Source organism: Streptococcus sp. NSSLK0004, assembly GCF_059039125.1.
Genome location: NZ_CM180142.1, coordinates 1011732 through 1033597 on the forward strand (window position 1 = coordinate 1011732; position 21866 = coordinate 1033597).

General features: G+C 41.0%; 18 protein-coding genes. 6 read left to right on the plus strand and 12 right to left on the minus strand.

Annotated features, from left to right (window positions below; all coding sequences use genetic code 11):
• Window positions 1-6: 6 nt before the first annotated feature.
• The 7 genes from AC4CS8_RS05200 to AC4CS8_RS05230 form a co-directional block, all read right to left on the minus strand.
• Window positions 7-1335 carry an FAD-dependent oxidoreductase gene (locus AC4CS8_RS05200; RefSeq protein WP_493892270.1) on the minus strand — a complete coding sequence of 443 codons (1329 nt, stop codon included), beginning with the start codon at window positions 1333-1335 and terminating at the stop codon, window positions 7-9.
• 303 nt (window positions 1336-1638) lie between these two features.
• On the minus strand, window positions 1639-2574 hold the full coding sequence (dapA, locus tag AC4CS8_RS05205; protein ID WP_493892271.1) for a 4-hydroxy-tetrahydrodipicolinate synthase: 936 nt from the start codon (window positions 2572-2574) through the stop codon (window positions 1639-1641).
• A 68-nt stretch (window positions 2575-2642) separates the two neighbouring features.
• On the minus strand, window positions 2643-3719 hold the full coding sequence (locus AC4CS8_RS05210) for an aspartate-semialdehyde dehydrogenase (protein WP_493892272.1): 1077 nt from the start codon (window positions 3717-3719) through the stop codon (window positions 2643-2645).
• Window positions 3720-4159: 440 nt separating this feature from the next.
• Window positions 4160-4447, minus strand: a complete 288-nt coding sequence (locus AC4CS8_RS05215; protein ID WP_493892273.1) for a DUF1905 domain-containing protein — start codon at window positions 4445-4447, stop codon at window positions 4160-4162.
• Window positions 4448-4456: 9 nt separating this feature from the next.
• Window positions 4457-5110 carry a DNA alkylation repair protein gene (locus AC4CS8_RS05220; protein ID WP_493892274.1) on the minus strand — a complete coding sequence of 218 codons (654 nt, stop codon included), beginning with the start codon at window positions 5108-5110 and terminating at the stop codon, window positions 4457-4459.
• Window positions 5100-5609: a GNAT family N-acetyltransferase gene (locus AC4CS8_RS05225; protein WP_493892275.1), complete on the minus strand. Its 510-nt coding sequence runs from the start codon at window positions 5607-5609 to the stop codon at window positions 5100-5102. The genes AC4CS8_RS05220 and AC4CS8_RS05225 overlap by 11 nt, the downstream gene beginning before the upstream one ends.
• Complete coding sequence (locus AC4CS8_RS05230; RefSeq protein WP_493892276.1) at window positions 5610-6227, minus strand: DUF5052 family protein; 618 nt, start codon at window positions 6225-6227, stop codon at window positions 5610-5612. It abuts the gene before it with no gap.
• A gap of 373 nt (window positions 6228-6600) precedes the next feature.
• Between AC4CS8_RS05230 and AC4CS8_RS05235 the strand changes: the two genes are divergently transcribed.
• Complete coding sequence (locus tag AC4CS8_RS05235) at window positions 6601-7377, plus strand: DUF6261 family protein (protein ID WP_493892277.1); 777 nt, start codon at window positions 6601-6603, stop codon at window positions 7375-7377.
• A 208-nt stretch (window positions 7378-7585) separates the two neighbouring features.
• Here the strand turns inward: AC4CS8_RS05235 and AC4CS8_RS05240 are convergent, their stop codons facing one another.
• From AC4CS8_RS05240 to AC4CS8_RS05255, 4 genes are all read right to left on the minus strand, one after another.
• Window positions 7586-8755, minus strand: coding sequence for a restriction endonuclease subunit S (locus AC4CS8_RS05240; protein WP_493892278.1), 1170 nt, complete (start codon window positions 8753-8755; stop codon window positions 7586-7588).
• A complete protein-coding gene (locus AC4CS8_RS05245) occupies window positions 8748-10361 on the minus strand; it encodes an HsdM family class I SAM-dependent methyltransferase (RefSeq protein ID WP_493892279.1) in 1614 nt (537 codons plus the stop codon). Before AC4CS8_RS05245 ends, AC4CS8_RS05240 begins: the two co-directional genes overlap by 8 nt.
• 4 nt (window positions 10362-10365) lie before the next feature.
• Window positions 10366-13419, minus strand: a complete 3054-nt coding sequence (locus tag AC4CS8_RS05250) for a DEAD/DEAH box helicase family protein (protein WP_493892280.1) — start codon at window positions 13417-13419, stop codon at window positions 10366-10368.
• A 160-nt stretch (window positions 13420-13579) separates the two neighbouring features.
• Complete coding sequence (locus tag AC4CS8_RS05255) at window positions 13580-14896, minus strand: FAD-containing oxidoreductase (RefSeq protein ID WP_493892281.1); 1317 nt, start codon at window positions 14894-14896, stop codon at window positions 13580-13582.
• A gap of 195 nt (window positions 14897-15091) precedes the next feature.
• Here AC4CS8_RS05255 and AC4CS8_RS05260 point away from each other — a divergent pair, with 195 nt between their 5' ends.
• Window positions 15092-15901: a PrsW family intramembrane metalloprotease gene (locus AC4CS8_RS05260; protein ID WP_493892282.1), complete on the plus strand. Its 810-nt coding sequence runs from the start codon at window positions 15092-15094 to the stop codon at window positions 15899-15901.
• Window positions 15902-15942: 41 nt separating this feature from the next.
• On the opposite strand, the gene AC4CS8_RS05265 is transcribed toward AC4CS8_RS05260, so the two are convergent.
• On the minus strand, window positions 15943-17613 hold the full coding sequence (locus AC4CS8_RS05265) for a formate--tetrahydrofolate ligase (protein WP_493892283.1): 1671 nt from the start codon (window positions 17611-17613) through the stop codon (window positions 15943-15945).
• A 216-nt stretch (window positions 17614-17829) separates the two neighbouring features.
• On the opposite strand from AC4CS8_RS05265, the gene AC4CS8_RS05270 reads away from it, so the two are divergent.
• From AC4CS8_RS05270 to AC4CS8_RS05285, 4 genes are all read left to right on the plus strand, one after another.
• Window positions 17830-18525 carry a phosphopantothenate--cysteine ligase gene (locus AC4CS8_RS05270; RefSeq protein ID WP_493892284.1) on the plus strand — a complete coding sequence of 232 codons (696 nt, stop codon included), beginning with the start codon at window positions 17830-17832 and terminating at the stop codon, window positions 18523-18525.
• A complete protein-coding gene (gene coaC, locus AC4CS8_RS05275) occupies window positions 18518-19063 on the plus strand; it encodes a phosphopantothenoylcysteine decarboxylase (protein ID WP_493892285.1) in 546 nt (181 codons plus the stop codon). The genes AC4CS8_RS05270 and coaC overlap by 8 nt, the downstream gene beginning before the upstream one ends.
• Window positions 19053-19622, plus strand: coding sequence for an ECF transporter S component (locus AC4CS8_RS05280; protein WP_493892286.1), 570 nt, complete (start codon window positions 19053-19055; stop codon window positions 19620-19622). The genes coaC and AC4CS8_RS05280 overlap by 11 nt, the downstream gene beginning before the upstream one ends.
• A gap of 90 nt (window positions 19623-19712) precedes the next feature.
• Complete coding sequence (locus AC4CS8_RS05285; RefSeq protein ID WP_493892287.1) at window positions 19713-21431, plus strand: phospho-sugar mutase; 1719 nt, start codon at window positions 19713-19715, stop codon at window positions 21429-21431.
• Window positions 21432-21866: the final 435 nt, after the last annotated feature.

The window sequence follows — 21866 nt, forward strand, 5'->3', positions numbered from 1 at the left end:
CACCACCTATTCTTGATCAGATTTTTGCCAGAAATACTGATTGGCTGCTTCCATAATGAATGGTTGCAGATCGGTTCTACCAGGCAAACAAAGCCAAGATTCTTGTAACAAGTCCTCAACTGTCATATTTTTTGAAATAGCTAGTGCCAATACATTCATCTGTGCCATGTGGTCAGAGGAAGATACCAATTGACCACCAAGAATACGTCCATCCCCTCGACTGACCACCATTTTGAAGTCTATTTCTTTCTCATTCCACTGGCTGAATGGTTGCTGGATGCGAATAGTGTCTGTGTCCAACCACAAGTTTGCTTCCCTTTCCGTCAGTCCTACGCTAGTCAGATTATAGCCAAACACATGGGTGGAAACAATGCGTTGAACAGGCTTTAAGCGCTTTTTCTTAGCCAGAAGATTTTCAGCAACCAGACGTCCTGTCAACATAGCGTGGTTGATCATAGGCAGGTAGGCCTTCCCAAACATGGTAACTGGCATCCGAATTAAATCCCCTACCGCAAAAATTCCAGATTGACTGGTTTCAAGATAATCATCCACCAGAATACTACCATCTGTATGCAGGTCCACTAATCCTTCTACCAAATCTGAATGGGGCCTAAAATTGGTACCTAAAAGAACAAAGTCTGACAGATAAGTTCCCTGCAAACTGTTTAACTGGACTTGACCCATCTCATCCAAGTAAACTTCATTAACCGTTTCCGAAAAATGATAGTCGAGGTCAATTCGATCAAACTCTTCCCAGATAAAATCTACCATGTCTTGATCGAAATACTTGGCTAGGGGCCATTCTTGTGATTCTATTAACCTGATTTTAATCGGTAAACGACTGAGAGCCTCTAGACTTTCAAGACCAATTTGACCAGCTCCTATCACTGTTACTCTTCCAGCCTCTCCAAGCTTTTCTAAGCTCTTTTTGGCTTGACCAAGGGATTTAGTTGTCAAAATTTTTTCTGAAAGATCAACCGACTGATGTTCCCAAACTTGTTGAGCTCCCATGGCTAAAATAAGATAGTCGTAGGATAATTCCTGCGTGCTTTCTTCTTTTTTTAGCCTTATTTTTTTAGATGCGGCTTCTATGGAAATGCATTCCCATCCAAGTAAGAAATGAACTGCCGACTGCTCTAGCCCCTCAAAATAGCCAACCCTCGCTTCTTCCCAGCTTGAAATTTCTCCTTTTACTTTCCAATTGAGCGCATTGGGAAAATAACCGATACTTTCTTCCTTATCAATCAAGTAAATCGTCGCTTGTGGATAGCGTTTTTGGCATTCCATTGCGGCTGTCAAACCAGCAAATGAAGCACCAATAATTACAATATTCATCCTGATTCCTCCCTTATCCTCCATTATAGCATTAACAGGGCAAATTCTTATTGAAAAGGTTTACATATCCAAACAAAAAGCACACCTATTTTATGATGTGCTTGAATAAATCTAAATAAAACGTCGAAAATGGCAGCTGACGCCCTGGATGTCCTCATATTTGAGTTTTTAGGCTCGGGTTAAAAACGTCCAGCGGACGTTGCTCGCTCTCTTATTTCAAGGCTCACGTTAAAATAGTCACTCCCCTGACTGTCCTCGCTTTCGCATTTCTTGGCTCGGGTTAAAAATGTCCCCCAGACATTTTTAATAATCCGGTCGTACAACTCCTGTTACGGTCGCTTTGGTTGCTTCGTAGTCTCCGTCCACTACGACTTTGATAATGCGTTTGGCATCTTCTTCTGGGCATGGTACCAATGGTAAGCGCAACGGGCCAACTTCAAATCCCATATAATTAAGAACTGCCTTAACAGGAGCAGGACTTGGATAAGAGAAGAGGGCATTGACTTTAGGAATAAATTTGCGTTGAATAGCTGCTGCTGTTCGAATATCTTGTTGTTCGATAGCCTCGATCATTTCATACATCTCATCACCATTTGTATGAGAGGCAACAGAAATTACGCCATCAGCCCCCAAATTCATAGCATGGAAGGCATCACCATCTTCACCTGTATAAATCAAGAAATCTTCTGGCTTGTTTTCAATCAAGTAAGCCATATTGGCAAGGCTAGTACACTCTTTGACCCCAATGATATTTGGATGTTCTGCCAAACGCAACATGGTTTCTGGTGTCATTTCGACCACGACACGACCTGGGATGTTGTAGATAATGATTGGTAAATCAGAGGCATCCGCAATAGCCTTGAAGTGCTGGTACATTCCTTCTTGAGAAGGCTTGTTGTAGTAAGGCACGATGGCAAGACCTGCCGCAAAGCCTCCGAATGCCGCTACTTCCTTAGCAAACTCAATCGAATCGCGCGTATCGTTTGTACCGATACCTGCAATCAAAGGAACGCGGCCATTGACAATCTTTTGAACTGCCGCAAACAGTTCCAACTCTTCCTCGTGAGTCAAGGTTGGACTTTCAGCAGTTGTTCCTGCCAACAAAATCCCTTCCGTATGGTGAGCCAATAGATGCTCAACCAACTCTGGTAAAACATCATAGTTTATTGCACCGTCCTCTTTAAAGGGCGTAATCATAGCCGTAATAATTTTTACATCACGCAAATCTTGAATAGACATAGGTTACCTCTCTTTTCTTGCCAAAAAAGGCTGATAGCAGCCTTTCAGTGTTTATATCAACAATAAACTTATTTCAATTCAAATTTCAATTCCGCAGTTGGACGAACCAAGCCGCGCTCATGAAGGGTTTCAGCGATTTGAACAGAGTTCCAAGCTGCACCTTTGAGCAGGTTATCAGAAACCACCCACATATGAATACCGTTATCCTTGTCCAAATCCTTACGGATACGGCCAACAAATGTATCTCGACTACCAACAGCATTGACAGCTTGTGGATAGATTTGGTTAGCTACATCGTCTTCCAAAACTGCACCTGGAAAGGCTGCGATAGCTGCTTTTACATCATCAATCGGTGCGAGTTCTTTTGTTTCAATATAAACAGATTCCGAGTGAGCAGACAAAACTGGAATACGAACGCAGGTAGCAGAAACAGCAATGCTATCATCTTCCATAATCTTCTTAGTTTCTTTTGTCATTTTCATCTCTTCGTAAGTGTAGTCGTTATCAGTGAAGAGATCGATTTGCGGAATGGCATTGAAACCGATTGGGTAATGTTTCTTATCGCCACCAGAAGGAAGAATGTTTGCTTCAACCGCTTTTGGTTCAACACCATCATTCAAAACAGCACGCAATTGAGCTTGAGTTTCTAGAATTGCTCCCATACCAGCACCAGAAACAGCTTGATAAGTCGATACGATAATTCGCTCCAAGCCCCATTTCTGACGAACTGGCTCCAATGCAACCACCATCTGAATGGTTGAGCAGTTAGGGCAAGCAATGATACCATTGTGGGCATCAAGTGCATGCGCATTGACCTCTGGCACAACCAAGGGAACATCTGGATTCTGACGGAAATAAGAGGTATTGTCAACCACAACCGCACCTGCTTTTACTGCGTATGGCGCGTACTTAGCAGATGTAGAGCCACCAGCTGAGAAGAGAGCAATATCCACACCTTCAAAAGCTGTTTCTGTTGTTTCTTCAATGACAATATCTTGTCCCTTAAACTGCAAGGTCTTGCCTGCTGAACGAGCAGACGCTAAGAAACGCACTTTCTCAATTGGAAGCGTTGACTCTTCCAACATTTTAATCATTTGGGCACCAACTGCACCAGTCGCACCAACAACAGCTACTACATAAGCCATAAGTATCTCCTTTATGTCAATTCTTCAAAATTTTCTAAAAATTTTATATTTACTTATTATACCATAATTTCAATAAATGGAAAGACTAGAATATAAAAAAGCCCACCTTAAAGGTGGGTAAGGGCATCGTTTCCGACGAGAATAGCCGGTTCACACAACTATCCAAGGTCCGCTCCTGCGTTTCAATTAAATGAAGACCTCCCTAGCGTCGAAGGGAGTGGGAAAGAACTCAACCAGTCAACCAAGAGTTCGTCTTCCCACCCCCGCACAGTTGATTAGGTCAGATTTGGAGTGCAAAACACGAACAAATCTGCCAATCAACCACTGCGCTGAGATGTTGACACGAACTCTTAGGAGCGTGCTGAACTTTAATCACCACCCACTACTCGGCTCATCGCATGAATCTATTCTACCACAAACTGAAAGATTTGCAAGTCCATCTACTCAAGACGTTCTTGAATCGTTACCAGAACCTTATCACCTGCCTGTTTTCCAATGGCAGCTCGAATAGCTTTCTGGACACCAATGATATAGCAGATATTGCCATCTTTATCTTTAATACCCATGTTGACAATCGAACCATCATAAGGATAGCCATCAAATGTTGCATGCACTTTTACTCTGCCCTTGCCAAATTCCTGACGAATATCGTAGGGAAAAATGACATAGGCTCCACCCTTATCTGGAACAGGATGAATGACTGCCTCAAATTCATACATCTTAGACATAGCCACCTCCTAGATATACTTACTTGCTTCACGAATGGATAGTCCTGCCATTTGACTGCTATATTGAGCTAAAAAGTTTCGCACCCAATCGGGATTGGTTTTGGAATAGTCTCGCAAACTCCAGCCAATCGCCTTATTGATAAAGAATTCAGTCTGATTGAGGTTGTTGACGAGGATTTTCTCCAGGAGCTCCGTGTCTGTCTTTTCTTTTTGTAATAACTGGTGGTCAATGGCGATTCGTCTCAACCAGAAATCATCATCAAGACTCCATTCTAAAATCGTCTGCTTGGCCTCTGGATTGTCCAAAGCAATCTTGCCAACTAACTTGTCTAAACCATCAATGCTATCCCACCAAGACTTGGTTTGGGCCAGCTGTTTCAGTCGAGGAAGGTCAGCTAAGACCAAATCTTTTTTCTTGGTAACTAGATAATCAATGGCTACATACTGAAATTCACGGTAGGGTTTGGTCCAACAAGTCTCTACAAAATCCCAGTCAATACCTGAAGCTTTGAAATCCTTGAAGAAAGCTTTAGAAATCTTTCTCCGTTCCGGTGTCCGAACACCTAAAAAGTCAAAGTGATCTTTCATATAGGCTTTCATGGGCTGGGCTTGACTTGAATCTGCCACAGCCAATAAGCGTTTTTCTAGTTCTTTAATATCCATTCGAGCCACCTACTAATGATTTTTGAAGCCAAACAATGTCATGCCATCTCCCGAATTTATAACCAACCTGTTTGAAATGAGCTACTTGTTCGTAGCCCCTCTTCTCATGGAGGGAAATGGAGGCAGGATTTGGCAGAGAAATGCAGGCCAAGAAATTCTTAAAACCACGCGCCGTCAAGTCCTCTTCCAAGGCATCATAGAGCATGGAGCCGATTCCTTTTCCTCGAGCTTCTTGCTGGATATAGACAGATAATTCCACCGTCCAGTCATAGGCAGCTCGGGCATAATAGGTTGAAGCGTAGGCATAACCAAGAAGTTTTCCTTCTTCTACTGCGACCAGATAGGGAAACTTCCCCAAGGTCTTTTCAATCCTACTTGCAAATTCACCCACAGTCGGTACTTGAGTCTCAAAGGTAATGGCTGTCTTTTCTACATAAGGAGCATAAATTGCCACCAGGTCTGCAGCATCCTCTAGCCGTGCTGAACGAATTTCTATCATTTAGTTCTCCAATAATTCTCTATCATAAATGGTATAGTCACAACGATAGATGACCAAACGCTTACCGTCAATCAAAAGCTCGGAAGTTTTTGGTGCATCAGAAGCGTAAAGTGATACCTTATCCCCAGCATAAGTTGCGAGTGGTGTACCATTTTGCGAACGAATCAAGACCACCTTGGCCTTACCAGTAAAATCATTCTTGAGACTGGAAACCATACGATTGACCAAAGGAAGAGCGTGATCATAATTGGTCACATCAACAGTCGTCTGGTACTTAGCATAGAGATCCTCCAGCCCTTCTTCCGATGCAATCAAAGAGGACCCGACATGGTCAATCTCATATTCACCAAGTGTCACCTTCAAAACAGACGAATCTGCATTGGAATTGCCTTCGGCATCCACAGAGTCAAATTCCTCGTTCCGCGAAATCGACAAGGACTTACCAGACATTTCATCTATTAACTGAGAATTCTCATCAAAGGTCCGAACAGTCATCTCCAAGCCAATCCACTCTTCCTTGGTATTCTTCCACCAGTTAGCAATAGACTGACAGGCAGATAGAGATACCAGACTCACCAACAAAACAGCTGAAACTGCAAGTTTTTTATTCCACTTCATATAACACCTCCAAAATATGATACCTTATTGTAACATGGAAAAGGTTAGGTGGTATAAAAAATCTAACTGTCTTTTATAAATAATCAGGCAACCATAAGCAGTTTTACTTTTTTTCAAATTGAAAAAGAATAAAACAATCTCATTTGCATCAAAAAACTTTTTAAAACTTGTAAAAAGAAATCTGTGGCAACTTTTAAAATTTTAAAACGCATCATTTTGTTTGAAATACTACTTTTAAAAATTTATAACATTCAACTTACTCTTGAGAAACATCTTTTCAAATTTTAAAAAATTTTTCAATTTTTGCACGTTTTTGATTTTCTTTAACGAATAAATAGATAACCGGATAAAAAAATAAAGCGAGGTATATTAAATGAAAATCCGAATCCCATTATACGCCCAACATTTGAATCAGGCAGAGTTTGTTCAACTCATGAACAGCACAGTCGATACCCTAAAACAGTATCGTTCTTCAAGCAATGATCCTATGGTTGCTGATCTGACACAACGTTTAGAAGATTCCTTACCCTTGATGAAAGAGAGTCTCAAACAGAAACGAGGGTCTGACTTAACCAAAGAACTAAAGCAAGCTCTTAAAATCCGAAATATTGATTTTGCGGCCTTTGTAGGTGGTCTCAAACTCTTTCAAAATGCTCGAACAGATGAAAAGTTAAAGGCCTATCGCCTATTACAAGAACTGGTCAAATTGTATAAGACTGCTCCTACTGCAAATATGCAAGAATCATCTGCCTTGATTGATTCCCTACTCGCACGACTCGCACAAACACCTTACTCTGAAGCAGTCACCTTGCTAATGTTAGAGGAAGTTGTCGCTAATCTGCGTGAGAGTCAAGAAAAATCCTATAGTCTATATCTCCAACGCAGTCAAGATACAAGTACACGTGTCAAGATTGATAGTGCCAAAATCCGTAAAACCATGCTCAAAGACTATGTTCTTCTATATAACCACTTGGTCAATAAGATAAGTTATAATGCCGACGCTAGTGAGAAGGTCATCCTACAAGTCCTAAACGACATTCGCCAAGGTTTTTCAGAACGGAATAGACAGAAATCCAAAGTTGAAGCGAATGCTACTGCAATAGAAATTATAACAACTTTACCACAAGAAAAGGAGTTGGAGACAACATAAAAAATGTCCCCCTAGTCGAAAAGATTAGGGGGAATTTAAGTATGAACAGAACTCTAATGGAGCCTAGAAAAATATATTATTTTTCTTAATCAAAATACGGTAGTTCAATGTCATTAGTTAGTATTTTTTCAACAATTTTATTATCAAGTAATGCTGTAAATATCTTAATTTGTCGAGGAGAAATAATAACATTTTCATTAAACATCTGTCACTCCTCCACCTTCACCTGTCCATTCATGAGCATTGGCAAGAGCCAATCACGGAGTTGGGACAGTTCTTGGTTTTGTTGTTTCAAATCCAATTGTTGCTTCAATATAAGGGATATACGATTATGAATCTCATCTATTAAATCATTTGGAGGAACAATTATCATAGCTTGTTTCAGATGATCTTGAGTAATATGTCCCATAGTTGTTTTTCTAAGTTCAGCAATGGTTTTGAACACTTTCAAGTAACTTCTTAACTCATTATAAATAAAAGATTTTGGATATTTTTCTGAGGTGACTTTAAAAATATGTTGATTTAGAGCCCCTTTCTCCCCTCCCCAAAGTATAACTTCTAAAGTTGCTGACCATGAGAATAAAATATCACCAGCTTCAATAATAGCTTCTTTAGGTATAGTAGTGCTTGCTTTTTCTGTATCTTTTGAAAAACCAGAAAACATTTCTCTAATTTTTATTACTGGAAGACTTTCATCAGTTTCAGATGCTGGTCGAAATTTTTGCATAGCTAAACCATTATAAAAAGTAGCAATATTCCATAACGAATCCACTCCCCACCCTTCTGGGATTTCTCGTTTGAGTTGGTCATTATAGACCATTTTACCACCAGAGGACTTGTAGGGCTTACCATTTTCATCAGGGAAATCAAACTGCACAAACCAATAATCATAAAGCGTCTTAGCCATCGCCTCCAACTCTTCGTTGATTTGGTTATTCAGAGCGATTTTTTGGTCGAGAATTGATAAAATAGACGAGAGTTTAACTTGATAATTTTTATCAATAAAAGCATTTACTTTTAATGGATGTAAGTGATTACGGTTCATGGTTGGAACGCCCGAACCAGTTTTAAAATCATTTAATTTTAAATGTTTTAAAAGATAATATATGTATTTCCTATCATTTCCTTTAAAATCTTTAACAAAAAGAGTTGTATTATGTGGATAAAAGTTTTCATTCAAATAATGAGGTATTCCCACAGTTCCACTCCGTCCGATTGTTATTCCTGGTCCCTCAACTTTATAATCGATATGATATCCCAATATTCCATTTGAAGACTGTACAGGATAAGGACCGTTCCTAAACTCAGATTTCGGTAAATCATACCCCCTTTGAAACTCAATCAAATCTCCAAGTTCACAAGTTTTAACCTCACTCATACCTCACCCTCCTCAGCTGCTCTGCTATTTCCTTTTCCAATTCATGGGATTGGGCAAAGAGGCTGGCTAGACGGTCTTGGTAGCCCTGCATTTTTTCTTCAAATTCTTCTTGGCTAATATCAACGTAGTCAATCTTGATGTCAAAGTACTGACCTGCACTGAGAGAATAGTTCTTGGCCTCAATCTCCTCATAGCTGACCTTGACAGAGAAGTCTTCGACAACTTCTTTGTTAATGAATGTCTGAATGATTTGCACTTCTTCTTCTGGGCTAAGGACGGTCTTTTGGTTCTTGCCCTCCTTGACCTTGGTTCCCAGATTAGAAGCGTCAATCAAGACCACATCATCCTTATTCTTCTTGTCAATAAAGAGGATAGAGACATTGGTGCCTGTGGTCGCAAAGATATTGGACGGCATGGACACAACTCCTGCCAGCATCTTCTCATCGACTAGGTGCTGACGGATTTTCTTGTCAATACCTGACTGAGCAGTGATAAATCCTGTCGGCAAGACAATAGCTGCCTGCCCGTCTTCCTTCAAACTATGGATAATATGCTGGATAAAGAGTTGGTAAATGGCCATACTATCTTTTTTCTTGTTGGGAATCTTTGGCACACCAGCAAAAAATCGTTCACTACTATTTGGCAGGCTTTCTACCTGATCTCGCCACTCAGAAAAATCTAGTTTGAAAGGAGGATTGGACACGATATAGTCCATCTTCTCCACGTGACGATTGTTGAGAATAGTATTTCCCTGTACAATATTGTGAATGGAATGCTGCAAGCCATTGAGAATCAAGTTGAGACGCAAGAGATTAGAGGATTTTTGAGAAATGTCCTGACTGTACACACTGGTACGGTCGGTACCAATCTGGCTAGCTAAGTTCATCAAGAGAGTCCCTGAACCAGCAGAAGGATCGTAGATTTTGACGTTACTTGGTTGATCATTTCCCACCAAAATAGCCGCGATGATTTTGGCAACAGAGTGAGGTGTGTAGTATTCCGCATACTTTCCACTATCCTTGTTGTAGTCCTTAATGATGTACTCAAACAAGGTAGAGAAGAAGTCAAAGCCCTGTGAAAAGATCTGCTGGTCAAATTTAACACGCGCCAAGAGATTGATAATAGAAGCCGCCACTTCATTTCGCTTGCTGGCATCAGAAATGGTATCCGTAATCAAGCGTTGATCAAAGAGGCGAATATCTGTTCCACCATCCGTATGAACTGAGAAAATAGCATTGTTGTCAATGGCAATCTGATTGAGCGTTTGTTCAAAAATCTCAGAAAAATCTGCTTGGTTCTGTTGACGGTGTAAGCTTTCAATCAATTGTTCAGGTTTTAGATGAGCAGTTTTAGTCCCAATATCGTCTAAAAACCAGTCATAATCCTCTTCAGAAAGGTCCAAAAGACCTTGATAATCATAGTTATTGTCAACGACTAAGGCTTCGTAGAGAAACTTATCATTTAAAAACTTATATAGGAAGGACTGGGTCAAGAGTTTATACCCTCCTGCTTCACCCCATAATCCTGCATTGGTTAATACTGCATTGAGTTCATCTACCAAGCCTTTTACTTGGCTTTGTACCTGTACGATATAATTGTCTTCCATTTGGTTAGTATTCTCCTTCATAGACTTCCATCAGGGAACGAATCAACTTATCATAATCGACTCGTTTGAGTTGCTTCCCTACTTCTGTTTTCTTCATTTCTTCACGGGCTAGGCGCTTGATCTCCCCTTCCAAATAGGCTTCGTTGTCTAGGATTCCTTGGTTGAGTCCGATTTGATAGTCAATCAATGGCTTGGCACCTTTTAATACTTGATAAATTGCTGGATAATCACTCACTACGGTGGATTGAGTAACTCGTTTAAAAGTACGGGCTGACATGCTATCTCCACCAAAGTTCATAGCCAAACGATTCATCCGTGATTTGTAATCCTCTACAGAGTCGAACAAGCTTTGGTAGGCCTGTTTGGTCTCCTTGATACGTTCCAAGCTGTATCCTTCAACTTCCTGTGTCATGTGTTTGTTAAGAACGCGTTGGAACTCTTCAAATAGGCTAACCCACTCTGGATCTTTCTCGTCCCTACGTAGATTGATACTACTGGCCACACGACGACGGATGTCATCAAGATCATTGGCCGCAAGGCGCAACTCCTCTTCTTTGATCTTTGTAAAGCTAAAGCTAGTTTCAGACATGGCAAGATTTAAGAGTTGTTGGCTGGAAAAACTATCTGGTTTATCAATCAAACTCAAGGTCAATAGTCGGCGAGATAACATATTCAAAAGGCTGGCAATTTCTCCCATATTGACCTGCTCGATGACTTCATGATAGCCGTGTAGGCGTGCCATATTGTAGTACTGGCGGATGGTCTCTAGAGACTTTCTAAGGGCAATCAGCTCTTTCCTATCCTTGACATCATCAATGGCTTTACCGAAAAATTCTAAGTTATCCGTAGGATAGTTCATCAGAACGCGATTGGAGCTTGCCAGCTGGTCTTGCACTTCTTCCGGTGATACAAAAATAGTTCCGAAAGGATTGTCTCCGTCTTCTTCTGTCAAAGCTGTCTGGTATTCCCGATTGAGCTCCTCCAGATAGGCTTTATTGGTCTTATCAAATTCCTTGGAAATATCCGCAAAATCAATGACATAACCAAAAGCATAGTCTTTATAAGGACGGTTGACACGGGTTAAGGTCTGCAAGAGATTGTGAGCTTTGATTTTGCGTCCTAGATAAAGACGTTTCAGCCTTGGTGCATCAAAACCAGTCAAGAGCATGGAGTAGACGATGACAAAGTCTGTCAGACCGTCTTTGAATTTATCCACTTCTTCTTTCTTGTATTCCTTATCCCCTGCATCATGTAAAATCAAGGTTGAAGTAAACGATGTCAGACCTGCTTTTCTGCGTTCTTCTAACTGTCTGTGCAATTCTCGGGCTTGTTCAGAGGAATCACAGACCACCATGCCTCCAATGGACTGGTCACTAAAAAGAATATCCCGTGCTCTTCCAAAATCATCAAGAATAAAGTCTAGCATTGGAGAGACATAACGTGGGTGGGCAAATATAGCTTTCTTATCCAGCGTTCCCTTTTGAATCTCCTCATGCACTACTTGCAAGGTCTCTTTATAGGAGGTTTCGATATCTTCTCGCATCAGGCGCAGGGTAAAACCGTCAGCAATGGATTGGTTGTAATAGTATTTGTGGATATAATCTCCAAAGATATCACGAGTCGTTACAGCTGTTTCCTTGGTTTTTCCGTCAGCCTTTGTCGCTATCAATGGTGTTCCTGTCAGAGCGATTTTGACAGCCTCTTTATCTGCATTATACAGATTTGGCAGATAAGAACCTCTTTCATTGTAAGAACGGTGAGCCTCATCAATGAAGTAAATATTTTGGCGATTTAAGTCATAACCTGAATGGTCAGTCAAATCAGAAGATTCTTTGAATTTTTGGATATTGACAACAGACACATCATATTGGTCTTGGATTTGATTTAGCTCTCTCGGATTGTTAATACGTTTGACCTTCAGACCACGCTTGCTAAATTCCTTATAAGCCTGATCAGCTAAATCCAATCGGTCTACCACAAAGTAAAACTGCGGTACAATTCCTTTTTGGGCATAAAAATCCCTCAAATAGCGGATATTGAAAAAGGCCAAAGCAGTTTTTCCAGAACCTTGTGTATGCCAGATAACCCCCTTCTTCATCCCTGCTTCCAACTCTCTCTCAATCGCCTTGGTCGCAAAATATTGCGGATACCGCATGGCGTGTTTTTGGAGTTGCATCTGTCCTTTTTTATCTCGTTCTTCCACATAGACTAAACCATAGCGAAGCATGAAAAAGAGACGTTCCCTTTGATAAAGGGAGGTCAAGAAGGAGTTACATGGGCTAGCTGGGTCTAAGTTGGTTCGAAACTCCGCCTGTGACTTTAAGGCAAAGCGATTGACATCTGTGAGAACCAAGTCAATCATCTCCTCTGTTAAGCTAGACAGGCTGGACTGGACTTGGCCCTCCTGCTCTTCCTTGAAAGAGTTGAATTTGGTACCAGAATAGGCATTGGTACAATAAAATGACCCTTGTAACTGCTGACCTTGGCTATCATCGTAGGGCAGATTGTCTGAAATAGCGATGAGTTGAGTGAGATTGTTAAAACGTCTGAATTTTTTATTCTCAAAGCGAAGCTTGGTGCGTTCTTTTTCAGACTGAATTCCTGTTTTTCCGTCACGAATAGCATCGGGTTGCTTGACTTCGATGTAACTAAGAGGGAGGCCGTTGATAAAAACGGTAATATCAGGTCGGAATTCCTCTTCTCCATTTTGGCAAGTTACTTCCAGAGCAATGTGAAAGGTATTAGCATCTACATTGTCCCAATTGATATAGGTGTAGCCAGAATCTGCATGAATCCGATTGAAAAAACTCCGCCCGATATCCTCTTGTTCTAGTTCTAAGCGGATATTCTCAAATTCCCTTTCAAAGTCAGCTTCACTGGCATAATTATTAAACTTTAGGAACTGCTGCTTAAAAATGGAAACAAGGATATTGGTTTCCGCATCCCGTTCCCTTACTTCCTTACTTGTTGACGAAAGATAGTTGTAGCCAAGTCGCGTCATATGCAAGGCTGCTGGCAACTGAACTCTTGTAAACTCATTGTGTTCCTTCTTTCTCATACAGACTCTCCTCGAATATTCTTATCTTTTATTATACCATATTTGCAAGTGCTTTCCGGCAAAAAACCGCCCTTTCGGACGGTCATATCACTCGATGATCTTGATACTAGTCTAGGAAAGGCAGCCGCAACTAATTGAATAGGCTTCCCTCCCTAAACTATTAAAAATTAAAGACATCATTCAAATTCTCAGCCATAGTCGGATGCGTGAAAATTTGTGTTTTGAAGTAGGTATATGGAATATTGTTGTCAATAGCCATGGCAATCAGGTTAATCAGCTCTTCTGAATTGCGACCAAAGAGTGTCGCACCTAGAACTAACTTACTTTCCTTGTCCACGATAACCTTGAAAATGCCCTTGAGGTCATTATTGACATGGGCACGTGGCATATTGGCAACAGGTAGTTCATTGGCAGTGTAGTCGTAACCTGCTTCCTTAGCCTCCTTCTCCGTCAGACCGACACGTGACAGCACAGGCGTGATAAAGACGCTGGTCGGAACAGACTTTCGTTGGCTCAAGTTATAAGTACCAGATCCAGTCAACTTACCAAATACAATACGGAAGTCGTCTAGCGATGTATAAGTGAATTGCGGTCCGCCATTGACATCGCCAACTGCGTAGACACCTGGAACAGTGGTTTCACAGTAGTCATCCACCTTAACAGCACCATTTTCCAAAAGCTCAATCGCCGTATTTTCCAAGCCCAAGTCAGCAGTGTTTGGCACACGACCTGTCGCATAGAGGACTGCGTCAAAGACAGAAACTTGACCATTGACCGTTACTGCAACTTGCTCCTCTTCTGCAGCTACCTGTTCAATATTAGCATCCAAAACAAAGGTCACGCCAGCTTCTTCCATATACTCCTTGGCTAGTTTAGCGACCACTTCCTCTTCTCTTGATAAAATAGCAGAGCCGGCTTCATACACGGTCACCTGACTGCCGAGTTTGCTATAAAGCCCAGCAAATTCCAATCCAATATTGCCACCACCGATAATGGCCAACTTGTCAGGACGAGCTTCCAAATTCTGAATACCTGTACTGTCATAAACGTGTGGCGTATCCAACAAACCAGGAATTGGAAGGACACGAGACTTGGCACCTGTATTGATGACAATGATTTCCGCAGTCAGTTGAATGGATTCTTCACCAGCTGATACTTCTACAATCTTGTCAGCTATAAAACGTGCGTGTCCTTGATAAAGGCTAGCACCACTACCTTTTAACACCGCTTCGTTTTTGTTACGAAGTCGAGTTGTTACAGTTTCTTTTTGTTCCATGACCTGTTCAAAAGTCCAGTTCTTATCCGCCGCAATCAACAGTGTTTTAGTTGGAATACAACCGATATTGATACAGGTGCCACCAAACATGGCAGGATTTTCCTCGACCAAGGCAACTTTTTTACCAAGTGCAGCCAACTTACCAGCCAAGGTCTTACCAGCCTTACCAAAACCAATTACTAATACATCAAACTGTTCCATAAAATACTCCTTTTGATTATTCAACCCTAGTCTATCAAAAAAGAAAATATTTGGCAGAATTCTGCTACATCACGTGTGTTTGATTGTAAAAAATACAAAAATAGTTCGGAAAAAACCGATAAATGATAGACAAAATATTTTTTCTTTGTTACAATGTACTCGTGAACTAGTTTATTAATACAAAAAGGAGTAATGATGAAAAAGATATTTCAAACGTGTAAAACCTACCTCCCTGTTCTTCTAGCCACCTTTGGCTTTGTAAAGGGCTGCCAAATCATTTTTGAAGAATTGGCAAAACCAAATGGCATGGAAAGCAAATATCCCTTGTTTTTACTGACCATTTCATTGGCTGCACTCTATATCATTCCCTTGCTTTTATTCATCCGTCTCTTAGAGAAACGCTATGCTATTTCCAAAAAAGTCAGTAATTTGAGTTGGATGTTAGGTCTGACTGCTGGCATTGCGTTTTCAGATTACGGTCACATGGCAATAGGCTATTTTTTACTTGAGATTGTAAAGGTTAGCGATGATTTTCGCTATGACTGGGGAGCGGCGGTTTCAGCTCCATTTGCTGAAGAAGTCGGTAAAGGTTTGGTAGTATTGCTGGTACTGTTCATTTGCCGAAAAATGACGCTAAAACATGCCTTGGTCAGTGGTATCATTGCGGGACTAGGTTTCCAAATCGTTGAAGACATCATGTTCACCTTCCGTGATATGTTTATGGGAAAACTAGACGGCTTCGAAACCATTATCGGTCGAGTTGGACAAGCTGGCTGGACTCACTGGGTATTTACCTTACTATTTTCCGTTGGTATGGTAGCACTATTTTCCAAACAAACCACTATGTCAAAAACCCAAGGAGTATTGTGGATGACAGCAAGTATCGGTTTGCATTTCTTCTTTAATTCACCTTTGAACACTGGCCTTATGACAACGCTACTTCCGATGGCTAGTATCCTATTAGGACTTTTAGCATATCGGACAGTTGATCAATTGCCTGAATAAACACAAAAATCCACTCAAATGAGTGGATTTTTACTTTCTATTTAGAACAAGCCAACTGCAGTTCCATCTTCTGCTACGTCCATATTAAGAGCAGCAGGTGCTTTTGGAAGGCCTGGCATGGTCATGACATCACCTGTTAAGGCAACGATGAAACCAGCACCTAATTTTGGTACAAATTCACGGACTGTAATGTCAAAGTCTGTTGGTGCACCAAGGGCAAACTGATCATCTGAGAAGCTGTATTGGGTCTTGGCCATACAAACTGGTAGTTTATCCCAACCGTTCTTGGCAAACTCAGCTAACTGGTTACGCGCTTTCTTCTCGAAAACTACTCCATTGCCACCATAGATTTGTGTCACAATCTTGGTCACTTTTTCTTCTAAGCTATCTTCTTCTTTGTAAAGACGTTGGTAGTTAGCCTCTTGGTTTTCAATGGTAGCAACAACCGTTTCAGCTAGTTCCACACCACCATCAGCACCATTTGCCCAAACACTTGCCAATTCAACTGGCACTCCAATTTCCGCACAAAGTTCTTTCAAAGCAGCGATTTCATCAGCAGTATCTGATACAAATTCATTGATAGCAACGACTGCTGGAATACCATATTTGTTGATATTTTCAACGTGGCGTTTCAAGTTGGCAAAACCAGCCTTCACAGCTTCTACATTTTCAGTAGAAAGTTCTGTCTTGACTACACCACCATGCATTTTCAAAGCACGAAGGGTCGCTACAATCACTACTGCATCTGGTGCTTTTGGTAAGTTTGGCACCTTAATATCTAGGAACTTCTCTGCTCCAAGATCAGCCCCGAAACCTGCTTCTGTGACAGTATAGTCGGCCAATCGCAGAGCTGTTGTAGTTGCAAGGACTGAGTTGCAGCCATGAGCAATATTCGCAAATGGACCGCCATGGACAAAAGCTGGCGTGCCATAGATGGTTTGGACAAGGTTTGGTTTGATAGCATCCTTCAAAATGAGGGTCAAAGCACCTTCCACCGCCAAATCACGCACATAGACAGGGCTGCGGTCGAAACGATAACCGATAACGATATTGGCCAAACGCTCTTTCAAATCATTGATATCTGTCGCCAAACACAAAATCGCCATGATTTCAGAAGCGACCGTGATATCAAAACCATCTTCACGAGGAATACCATTGAGCGGACCACCCAAGCCAACAGTCACCTTACGAAGGGCACGATCGTTGAGGTCCACAACACGTTTCCAGATGATGCGACGTTGATCAATCCCAATCGCATTTCCTTGGTGGATATGGTTATCAATCAAGGCTGAAAGGGCGTTGTTAGCTGTGGTAATGGCATGCATGTCACCTGTAAAATGCAAATTGATGTCTTCCATTGGCAAGACCTGAGCATAGCCACCACCTGCAGCTCCACCTTTGATCCCCATGACAGGTCCCAAAGAAGGCTCACGAAGGGCAATCATAGTTTTCTTACCGATTTTAGACAATGCATCTGCCAAACCGATGGTAATGGTTGACTTGCCTTCACCAGCTGGTGTTGGGTTGATAGCAGTCACCAAAATTAGTTTACCTGGTTCATTGTCTTTCACTGCATTGATCTTTTCAAAAGATAATTTTGCCTTGTATTTCCCATAGAGTTCAATATCATCAAAGCTGATACCGACTTTTTCAACGATTTCTGTAATAGGTTTTAATTCGACACTTTGTGCAATTTCAATATCTGTTTTCATGAGAGCTCCTTTTCCTTACTTTTCATAAACATTATACCATATCAGAAAGTATTTTCGCATATTATTTCTATTTTTAAGATATAACGTACGGATTTTTTCTACAATAATCTCATTTTTACTGAATGTAAGGTATAAAATTACTGTAAATTAACAATCTTTTGGAAAACACCTTCTCAGAAACTTTACGAAAAATGGAAATTCTAGTAAAATATGTACATGAAACTATTGATTACATCTGGTGGCACAAGCGAAGCCATCGATCAAGTCCGCGCTATTACAAACCATGCTTCAGGACATCTTGGAAAAATCATTGCCGAACAGGCTTTGAAACGTGGTCATGAAGTTACCCTTTTAACTACAAAACAGGCTGTTAAACCAACTTCTCATGATAAATTGACGGTCATTCAAATCACCGATGTTAATAGCCTAAAATCCACATTAGAACCACTAGTCAAGACCCACCATGCTCTCATCCATAGCATGGCTGTATCAGATTATACACCTGTCTATATGACTGGTTTAGATGAATTAAGAGAAACAGAAGACATTTCTAGCCTGCTAAAAAAACAGAATACAGAGAGTAAGATTTCATCCAAGGCTGATTACCAAGTGCTTTTCTTGAAAAAGACTCCTAAGGTGATTTCCTATGTTAAGAAATGGAACCCATCTATCCAACTCATCGGCTTCAAGCTGCTAGTTGATGTGCCTAAGGAAGAATTGTTTGCAGTTGCTCGGCAAAGTATTGAACGAAATGGTGCTGACTACATTGTAGCTAATGACTTAAGAGACATCAAGGGGAAACAACATATCGCCTACCTAGTCGATACAAGCACTGAAGTTCAAGCACAGACAAAAGATGAAATTGCCCAGCTTATTTTAAATACCCTAGAAAGAGGAAAACAGAATGGCTAATATCACTCTTGCAGTTACTGGCTCAATCTCAGCCTACAAAGCGGCAGACTTAACCAGTCAATTAACCAAGCTAGGACATGAGGTTACTGTCCTTATGAGTCGTTCTGCTATGGACTTTATCACTCCTTTGACATTCCAAGCCCTATCAAAAAATCTGGTACACACAGATGTCATGAATGAAGAAAATCCAAGTTCCATCAAGCACATTGACATCGCCAAGGCAACAGACTTATTCATCGTTGCACCTGCCTCTGCCAATACCATTGCAAAACTAGCTCATGGTATGGCGGATAATATGGTCACAGCAACTGCCCTAGCCCTACCAATTGGAACAAAAAAACTGATTGCTCCCGCAATGAATACCAATATGTACCTAAATCCAGCCACTCAGAAAAATCTTCAAACCTTGGCAGAGTATGGTTTTGGAGAAATCAAACCACGTGAAGCCCTTCTTGCCTGTGGTGATTTTGGAACAGGTGCCCTAGCTCAAATTGATATTATAGTAGAGAAAGTGAGTTCTATTCTGAATGAATACTAAAAAATCCAACCAAGTTGCAACACTTGCTATTTTTATTGCAGTCATGGTGGTAATTGAATCCATCAGTCAAGCGATTTTCGCAGCCTTCGTCCTCCCTGTTAAACCAACCATTACCCATATTCCTGTCATTATCGCAAGTATCATGTATGGACCTAAAATTGGGGCTCAATTAGGTGGCTTTATGGGGATTATGAGCATCATCCGAAATACAATTTTATTTTCTCCGATGAGCTATGTCTTCTCTCCCTTTGTTGAAAACGGAAATATCTACTCCGTTCTTATCGCTCTTGTGCCACGCATTTTAATTGGAGTTATTCCTTATTTTGTCTATAAAGTCTGGCAAAATAAATTCGGTCTAGCACTAGCTGGATTAAGCGGAACCTTGACCAATACTATTTTTGTTCTCTCAGGTATTTACTTCTTCTTCGGTGGCGTCTTCAAAGGAGATATTAAAGCTGTCTTGGCGGCAATTGTTTCTGTCAATTCTATTGCTGAAATGGTCATTGCTACCATTCTAACCCTTGCAATTGTCCCCGCTTTACAGAAAGTAAAAAAATAAATATCAGAAAATCATGTGAAAGCGTGATTTTTCTTTTCAAACATGGTATAATGAAAGCGTTTAATAGAAAAAATTTTAAGGAGATATGCGATGACTTATCAAGAAACCTATCAAACATGGCTCGACTTTGCAGGACTTCCAGACTATTTGCGTGAAGAATTAGTCGCAATGGATGAAAAAAACAAAGAAGATGCCTTCTATACAAACCTTGAGTTTGGTACAGCTGGTATGCGTGGCTACATCGGTGCTGGTACGAACCGTATCAACGTTTTTGTGGTTCGTCAAGCTACCGAAGGTTTGGCAAAATTGGTAGAATCAAAGGGTGAGGAAGCTAAAAAACGTGGTGTTGCCATCGCTTACGACTCACGTCACTTCTCTCCAGAATTTGCCTTTGAATCCGCTCAAGTTTTGGCAGCGCATGGTATCAAATCTTATGTATTTGAAAGCCTTCGCCCAACTCCTGAGTTGTCATTTGCTGTTCGTCATTACAATGCCATCGCGGGTATCATGGTGACTGCCAGCCACAACCCGAAAGAATTCAACGGCTACAAGGTTTACGGTGAAGACGGAGGACAAATGCCACCAGCTGATGCAGATGCATTGACCAACTTCATCCGTGCCATCGACAATCCATTTGCAGTTGAATTGGCTGACCTTGAAGCAAGTAAGGAAAATGGTTTGATTACGGTTCTTGGCGAAGAAACTGACGTTAAATATCTTGAAGAACTCAAAGACCTCAACATCAACTCTGAATTGATTGCTGAATACGGTAAAGACATGAAGATTGTCTACACACCGCTTCATGGTACTGGTGAAATGTTGGCTCGTCGTGCCCTTGCACAGGCTGGTTTTGAATCTGTCCAAGTTGTTGAAGCACAAGCAACTGCTGACCCTGACTTCTCAACAGTCGCTTCTCCAAACCCAGAAAGCCAAGCTGCATTTGCCCTTGCAGAAGAGCTCGGCCGTGAAGTCGGTGCGGATGTCCTTCTTGCAACTGACCCAGATGCAGACCGTGTTGGTGTTGAAGTTCGTCAAGCTGACGGTTCATACTGGAACCTCTCTGGTAACCAAATCGGCGCTATCATTGCTAAGTACATCCTTGAAGCCCACAAGCAAGCTGGCACACTTCCTGCAAATGCTGCCCTTGCTAAGTCAATCGTTTCAACTGAGTTGGTAACCAAGATTGCTGAAAGCTACGGTGCAACCATGTTCAACGTCTTGACAGGTTTCAAATTCATCGCTGAAAAAATTCAAGAGTTCGAAGAAAAACACAACCATACTTACATGTTTGGTTTCGAAGAAAGCTTTGGCTACTTGATTAAGCCATTCGTGCGTGACAAGGATGCTATCCAAGCTGTGCTTATGGTTGCTGAAATTGCTGCCTACTACCGTTCACGTGGCATGACCTTGGCTGACGGTATCGATGAAATCTTCAAAGAATATGGCTACTTCGCTGAGAAAACAATCTCTGTTACCCTTTCTGGTAAAGACGGTGCAGAACAAATCAAGGCAATCATGGCCAAATTCCGTGATAACTCACCAGCACAATTTAACGCAACTGACATCGCAGTCTTTGAGGACTTTGCCCTTCAAACGAAAACTGACAAAGATGGTAATATAGAGAAACTCACTACTCCTCCATCAGATGTCTTGAAATACACCTTGGCAGATGATTCTTGGTTTGCCGTTCGTCCTTCAGGAACAGAACCTAAAATCAAATTCTACATCGCAACAGTTGGTGAAACCCTTGCTGAAGCGGAAGAAAAAATCGCCAATATCGAAGCAGAAATCAACGAATTTGTTGGATAATCAGTCAACTACTAACCAGTCGAATAGACTGGTTTTTTATCGTAAAAAAACAGCCCTTAGGCTGTTTAGAATACAAATAACGGGAAAAGTCCATCAAATGAAGTGCTTAGTGTGACAATAAGATTAATCTTTTAATAATAAACCGCCCTAGCTTCTCAATATTCCGTAATTTGTGGAGATTGCTTCATTATCAATGAAAATCATTGAGTGGACTAACTAAACATCCACTCACCAAACTTTAATTGGGGTGTATCATTCGATTTTCATGTTTCACGAGTTGTGTTATCAAAGTAGCCAAAGTTGTCATAACTAGGGCAGTAGGCTAATAACGAACGAATAACGAAAATAAATATAAACAAAATATTTGTTTTTGGAATACGGATGATGAACTTTTCCCTCTAATTCCCTTATTTCTATAGTCACGAGATTATCAGG